Source organism: Nonomuraea sp. NPDC049784 (genome assembly GCF_040659615.1).
In the GTDB taxonomy this organism is placed as follows: Bacteria; Actinomycetota; Actinomycetes; order Streptosporangiales; family Streptosporangiaceae; genus Nonomuraea.
The window spans coordinates 1-6,155 of record NZ_JBFAMX010000617.1 but is presented as its reverse complement, the minus strand read 5'-3'; the positions used below and the strand labels follow the sequence as shown (position 1 = coordinate 6,155).

General features: G+C 70.3%; 6 protein-coding genes and 1 pseudogene. 2 read left to right on the top strand and 5 right to left on the bottom strand.

The window, feature by feature from the left end; genetic code table 11:
- From AB0J09_RS53665 to AB0J09_RS53645, 5 genes and pseudogenes are all read right to left on the bottom strand, one after another.
- Positions 1-277 (bottom strand): annotated as a pseudogene (locus AB0J09_RS53665) (allophanate hydrolase subunit 2 family protein); the annotation flags it as partial.
- Positions 274-888 (bottom strand): allophanate hydrolase subunit 1, encoded by a 615-nt coding sequence (locus tag AB0J09_RS53660; protein ID WP_360709887.1) that lies wholly within the window; start codon positions 886-888, stop codon positions 274-276. The pseudogene AB0J09_RS53665 and the gene AB0J09_RS53660, both read right to left, overlap by 4 nt.
- Positions 885-1,640, bottom strand: coding sequence for a 5-oxoprolinase subunit PxpA (locus tag AB0J09_RS53655; RefSeq protein ID WP_360709885.1), 756 nt, complete (start codon positions 1,638-1,640; stop codon positions 885-887). Before AB0J09_RS53655 ends, AB0J09_RS53660 begins: the two co-directional genes overlap by 4 nt.
- Positions 1,641-1,740: 100 nt before the next feature.
- On the bottom strand, positions 1,741-3,231 hold the full coding sequence (locus AB0J09_RS53650; protein ID WP_360709883.1) for a hypothetical protein: 1,491 nt from the start codon (positions 3,229-3,231) through the stop codon (positions 1,741-1,743).
- A 175-nt stretch (positions 3,232-3,406) separates the two neighbouring features.
- Entirely contained in the window at positions 3,407-3,631 is a 225-nt protein-coding gene (locus AB0J09_RS53645; protein ID WP_185078019.1) for a hypothetical protein, read from the bottom strand.
- Between the two features lie 154 nt (positions 3,632-3,785).
- Here AB0J09_RS53645 and AB0J09_RS53640 point away from each other — a divergent pair, with 154 nt between their 5' ends.
- Both AB0J09_RS53640 and AB0J09_RS53635 read left to right on the top strand, forming a co-directional pair.
- Positions 3,786-4,349, top strand: a complete 564-nt coding sequence (locus AB0J09_RS53640) for an HhH-GPD-type base excision DNA repair protein (protein ID WP_360709880.1) — start codon at positions 3,786-3,788, stop codon at positions 4,347-4,349.
- A gap of 246 nt (positions 4,350-4,595) precedes the next feature.
- Positions 4,596-6,137 carry a PAS domain S-box protein gene (locus AB0J09_RS53635; RefSeq protein ID WP_360709878.1) on the top strand — a complete coding sequence of 514 codons (1,542 nt, stop codon included), beginning with the start codon at positions 4,596-4,598 and terminating at the stop codon, positions 6,135-6,137.
- The last annotated feature ends 18 nt before the right edge of the window (positions 6,138-6,155 follow it).

Here is a 6,155-nt window from a genome sequence, read left to right as displayed (position 1 = left end):
CTCCCGACGGCACCCAGAACGGCGCCCCCATCCCCGCCGCGGAGTCCACGGGCGCGCCCGTCAGTGCCACCCACGCGCCGTCATGGAACAGCAGGCGCGCCATGCCGAGCGTCAATTCGATCCCGGCCAGCCCCTCCACGTTGCCCACGAGCCTGTTGGCCAGCCGCAGACTCGTCGCGTCGGCCGCTCCCGAGCGGGGCACCCCCAGATGGGCGAAACCGGGCCGCCCCAGGTCCTGGACGGTCGCATAGGGGCCCGGCGCCAGTACTTCGATCATGTCGGCCGGAACCGCACGCGCATGCCCGGCCTGAACAGTGAGGGCGGGTCGGCCGCCACGTCCCACACCCGCACGGACGTGCGCCCGAGCAACCGCCACCCGCCCGGCGAGGCGGTCGGATAGACGGCGGAGTACGGCCCCGCCACCGCCACCGACCCGGCCGGCACCGACGTGCGCGGCGTGTCCAGCCTGGGCATCTCCAGCACCGGATCCAGCCCTGTCAGATAGGCGAACCCCGGGGCGAAGCCCAGCCACCCCACCACCAGCTCACGCCCCGAATGCCGGGAGATCACCTCGTCCACCGTGATCCCCGCCAGCGCCGCGACGGAATCGAGATCCGCGCCGTCATAGACGACGGGAATCGTCACGACCGTCCCCTCGGCCGCCTTCGCACCATCCTTGCCGCGCTCCCGGGCGACGACCTCGGCCAGACGCGCCCGCAACCGCCCCTGATCCGCCCCCGGAGCCAGCACGAGCACGGTCTCGGGCCCGGGCACGATCTCGGCCACCCCCGCGGGCCGATCCGCCCGCAGCGCCGCGTCAAGCCGGTGCGACAACTCCAGCGAGCCGGTCTCCACGAGCAGCCCGTGCTCCCCGGCTGTACGGATCACGCGAACGCCTGCAGGACCACTCCGGCCGCCAGCAACGCGTCCCGCACTCCCTGCGCCAGCCGGACGGCGTCAGGCGTGTCTCCGTGAACGCAGATGGAACGGGCGGAAATTGGTACGGAACTCCCGTCAACGGCCGTCACAGAGCCTTCCACGGCCATCTGGCAGGCACGTGCGGCCACCGCGGCGGGGTCGTGGATGACCGCGCCCGGCTCCCTGCGCGACACCAGCATGCCCTTGGGGGTGTACGCCCGGTCGGCGAACGCCTCGTTCACCGTCGGAACGCCCTCGGCCGCCGCCACCGCGTGCACCGCCGAGCCGGGCAGCGTGAGCACCGGCAGCGAGGGGTCATAGTCCGTCACCGCGTCGATCAGCGCCGCGGCCTGCACCTCGTCGCGGCAGATCCGGTTGTAGAGCGCGCCGTGCGGCTTGACGTAGGAGACCCGGCCGCCCATCGCCTTGGCGATGCCGTCGACCGCCGCGATCTGGTAGAGCACCTCGGCGCACAGCTCCTCCGGCTCGACGTCCATCTCCCTGCGCCCGAAGTGCGCCAGATCGCGATAGGACACCTGCGCCCCGATCGTCACCCCGCGGTCGACGGCCGCCGCGCACGTACGTCTGATCGTCACGGGGTCGCCCGCGTGGAAGCCGCACGCCACGTTGGCGCTCGTGACGATGTCGAGCAGTGCGAGGTCGTCGCCGAGCCGCCAGATCCCGAAGCCCTCGCCCAGGTCCGCGTTGAGGTCGATCACCATGGCAGTAGAGGCTATCCCGGCGCCTGTCCCGGCGTGGCGAACAATGGCTGAGTTGCCGTGCCCACCTGGCCTGTCTCGCCGTACGAGGCAGATCGCGTACCTAGATTTCGTCGGGAATGTCGGCGATGTCGTCGAGCGCGGCCGCCAGCTCGTCCGGGTCGTCGCCGATCCGCTCGGCGATCTCGATCAGCACGTGGAGCACGTCGTGACGGTCGTGGCCGAGGTCCAGCAGACGCTGCGCGGCCTCCCAGAGCTGCGGCGGGTCGCCCTCCCACAGCCGGGTGGCGATCTCCTCGTGCCAGGCCAGGTGCTCCTGGTCGATCGTGCCGCCGTGGTCGATCTCGAGCAACGTGCGCCGGTCGGCCTCGTCGGCCGGGTTGAGCTTGTCGAGCTCGATCCCGTTGTGCGTGCCCTGCAGGAACGGGAACGCGAAGGCCCGCCTGGCCAGCGCCGAAAGGTCGCCGTCCGGCAGCAGCCGCTCCAGCAGCGGCCGGTCGAGCCCGAACGACGTCGGGTCGCGGTAGGCCTCGGGGAACTTGCCGATCGCCTCCCACACCGCGTCCAGCGTGGCCTTGAGCCCCTGCTCGGGCAGGCCCGTGCGGGCGGCGGCGAAGCGCACCCACGCCGACAACACGTGCGGCATCGCCTCCTGCTCGGCCACGCTCAGCATCACCTTGCGCGGCAGCCAGTCGAGCAGGAACGTTTCACACTTGGTCGGGCTGACCCGCAGCGGCCGGTTGAAGTCCTGGTCGCAGCCGTAGTCGATGATGTGGTCGGCGCAGCGCGAGGCCGCCGAGGGGTCGGACAGGTGCTCGGCCGCGTCGGACGCCAGGAACTCCGCCGCCAGCATGGCCCGCCGCTCCCTGCTGTACGGGGCCTCGGTGTGCAGCGGCGCCGGCCTCTTGCGCCCCGGCGGCAGCGCCTTGAGCCTGGCCCGGGCGAAGGCGTGGTAGGCGCTGTAGCTGTCGCTGACGGGCGGCGGCGTCTTCGGCTCCCGCGTGGCCTTCATGGCCGACTCCAGCAGCGCCCTGGCCTGGTCGGGCTCGATCTCCTCGAACAGCAGCAGCGGATTGCCCGCCGCCTCGGCCCTGGCCTGCTCCAGCAGCTTGTCGACCTGCGAGGACACCCAGGCGTCGCGGGCCATGCCGCTCATGTTGTAGTCGACGACCATGACCAGCGCGTGGCGGTCCGCGGGGAGCGAGTCCTCGTTCCAGCGGTAGGCGAAGGTGCAGATCACCGTGTCCTGGTCGCCGTACGCGTCGCGGGAGACGTAGCACCCGGCCGGCTTCACCGCGCCCACCCGGTCGGCCCAGCCCGGCCTGGCCACCCCCGACTCCATCATCGCCAGCGCCGCGCCCTCGGCCTTGGCGCCCTGGCGGGCCGTGCCGAGATAGGCCAGGCAGATCAGCAACGTCAACGAGGCCGGCGTGCCGGCCTTGGCGGCGTAGTCGACCAGCCCCTCCCCGAGCACCTGCTCCACGTCACCGCCCCTGACCCGCCTGCCCCACCAGGCACCGATCATGTCGGAGACCATCAGTTCCGCGTCCAGTGGGGTGCGTACGGCCAGCAGCTCGCGAGCCGCCTGCACCATCTCCTTGAACACGTCGTCTGGCGGGGTGCTCTCCCGGGGATCTCGTCGGTGTCGGCGCACACCCTCACTCTCTCGTATTCCAGGCGCAAACGGTGCTTAGAACTCGGCCTGGTGACCCCGATGTTATCGGGGACTTCCGGATGGGACTTAACTGGACTTCCGGGCCTTCTTTGTCTTACCGGGAACTTCGGGGCGGAGGCGCTGAGTTGACGATCGCGAGCAGGTGCTCGCGAGCGATGCGCTCCACGATCTCCGGCGTCGCCGAGACGCCGAGATGCTGCGCACACGCGCACACGTCGGCCACACAGCGGTCGATCGTGTCCACGGGCACGGTCAGGAACTCTTCGGCCAGCCTGAGACTGACCGGCTCCCGCAGGAACCGTGTGGCCAGAGCGAGCATAGGTGTGAGATTCCTCTGGAGACCTAGGGGCAAACCCCCAGGAATGTCTGCAGGGCGACTTGCGCTCTCATTTCACCTTTTCTCGGGCGCGTGTCAAGGCTCCGCGATGGTTGTGTTCACTTCACCCGGTGGCCATTCATGCGAAGCTGTCTCCATGCGCATCCAGCTCGCCCAGCGGAGTGAGGCAGACGAGCTCCTCGGCCGCAGCCCTCTCGCCCTGCTCGTCGGCATGCTTCTCGACCAGCAGATCCCTATGGAGTGGGCGTTCACGGGGCCGTATACGATTTCCCAGCGGCTGGGGCACGACCTCACCGCCGGGGAGATCGCCTCGTACGATCCGGAGGCGTTCGCCGCGCTGCTGGCGGAGAAGCCGGCCGTGCACCGCTACCCCAAGTCCATGGCGGCCAGGATCCAGCAGCTCGCGGCCTATCTCGTCGAGCACTACGACGGTCAGCCGGAGAAGATGTGGGCCGGCGCGGCTGACGGCAAAGAGTTGTTGAAACGACTGATGGCCCTTCCGGGATACGGCAAGCAGAAGGCCCAGATTTTTCTGGCATTGCTGGGGAAGCAGCTGGGGGTCCAACCGTCAGGCTGGCGTGAGGCGGCCGGACTCTATGGCGAGGAGGGGTCACACCGGTCGGTCGCCGACGTGCTCGACGCCGACAGCCTGGCCCGCGTGCGGGCCGCCAAGCAGGAGGCGAAGCGCGCGGCCAAGTAGTTGGGGCCGGGACTCGGCTCCCGGCAATCTGGCGCTGTAACCTGATCTTGCTGCGCAACGTGGAGCGACTTTGACAGGATGCGTAGACCCTAAAGGCGACCGGGCCGCGACGGGGGCTTCCGTCCACACCTACCCATCGCCGATGATGTACTGCAGAATCCGGTCGCCCGGAGCTGCGCTACGCCGATACACAGTTATGGAGATGTGCCGCGTGGGAGACCCTGGCACGCGACGGAGGTGCCGACCATGAGCGCCGAGACCTCCGTTCCCCGTCCCCGGGAGTCGGATGTGGACATCTCAGACTCCGCCCTCTTCCAGGGCATGCTGTCGGAGGCCGAGTTCGCCTTCGCGTTCTTCGACGGCGATGGCCGCATCCAGCGGGTCAACGACGTGTTCAGCGATGTCGTCAACGTGCCCGCCGAGCGGATGGCCGGCAGGCAGCCCGCCGAGGTGCTCGCCGCCGACCTCAGCCAGATCATCACCCACGCCGTGCAGGCCGTCATCGAGAGCGACGCGCCGGTCACCGAGAGCCGCGTGCGCGTGCGGTCGGCGGAGGGCGACACCAGGCACTGGTCGCTGTCGTTCTCGCCGGTCCACAACGAGGCGGGCGAGCTGCGCGCGATCACGCTGATCGGGCAGGACGTCACCGAGAGCCGCCAGACCGAGGAGGCGCTGCGCCGCAGCGAGGAGCGCTACCGCTCGCTGGTCGAGGCCCAGTCGCAGCTGGTCTGGATCACCTCGCCCACCGGCGCCGTCGTCGAGGACGCGCCGCAGTGGCGCGCCATCACCGGCCAGGGACTGGAGGAATACCTCGCCAGCGGCTGGCTGGAGGTCGTCCACCCCGAGGAGCGCCAGCAGACCGAGGAGGCCTGGAAGGAGGCTCTGCGCGGGCGCACCATGTTCGAGTGGAACTACCGCGTGCGCACGCGCGCCAGCGGTTATCGCCACTTCGAGGTGCGGGCCGTGCCGATCATCAGGCACGGCAGGGTCGTCGAATGGGTCGGCGCCAACACCGACGTCACGCCGCAGCGCGAGGCCGAGGAGATGCGCGGCAGGCTGACCGACCAGCTCGGCGCCGCCGCGCTGCGCACGGCCCGGCTCCAGGGCGCCACCGCCCAGCTGGCCGAAGCCCTGACGGTCGAGCAGGTCGTGCAGGTCATCATCGACGTCGGCCGCACCGCGCTGGCCGCCGACCGCTCGGCCGTGGCGCTGCTCGACCCCGACCGCGCGGCGCTCAAGCTGATCAACGGCGAGGGCATCCTGGAGGCCTCCGGGGTCACCGGCGACGAGATCCCGCTGTCCCACTCCAACGTGATGACCATGGCGGTCAACAGCCGCAGGCCGGTCTTCGCCGAGTCGCCCGAGTCGCTGAAGGCTCAGCTGCTCGAGGCTGGCGACGACGAGGAGGTCCTGGCAAACTTCCTCACCCACGGCGATGAGCGGGCCTGGGTCGGCCTACCGCTGCTGGCGGCGGGCCGGGCACTGGGAGCGCTCCGATTCTCCTTCACGAGGCCACAGAAGATCTCCCAGGAGGACGGCGTCTTCCTGGAGGCACTGGCCGGCCAGTGCGCGCTGGCGGTCGAGCGGGCCACGTTGTTCGAGCGCGAGCACCGCACCGCCGAGACGCTCCAGCGCAGCCTGCTGCCCGACCGCCTGCCCGTGGTCAAGGGCCTGGTGCTGGCTCAGCGCTTCCGCTCGGGCAGCCGCCACGTCCAGGTCGGCGGCGACTGGTACGACGCGTTCGTGCTGCAGGACGGGCGCGTCGTGACCGAACGTTCTATCCGCTAGGATGGTGGCATGTCCAGC